At 48.4% G+C, this 275-nt stretch carries 1 protein-coding gene; it reads left to right on the plus strand.

Annotated features, from left to right (window positions below; translation table 11 throughout):
- Positions 1–275, plus strand: a 275-nt coding sequence (locus QWJ41_RS21210) for a hypothetical protein (RefSeq protein ID WP_302710482.1), incomplete at both ends; no start/stop codon positions are given.

Raw genomic sequence — 275 nt, forward strand, 5'->3', positions numbered from 1 at the left:
CTTGAAGCGATGGAGGCAATCCAGCGGGTATTCCCCTGCATACAAGAAATAAAAAATAGCATACTTCGTAGCATCCAGGCTGGTAAAGATTCGGAAAGTCAACAGATGTTGGAAACAAACGGGCTGGAACTTGACATCATGGACATGCTACATCCCGGTGCAGCTCCCCTTAACGGAGATGCCTGGGGCTCCATGGATGCACAGAGCGCTACTAGTGCTGACCTTGGGTTTCTTGTGACAGATGATTTTCTCAACCAGCATTATGCAAGGAATGG

This window comes from Nocardioides cremeus, assembly GCF_030518195.1.
GTDB classification, from domain to species: Bacteria; Actinomycetota; Actinomycetes; order Propionibacteriales; family Nocardioidaceae; genus Nocardioides; species Nocardioides cremeus.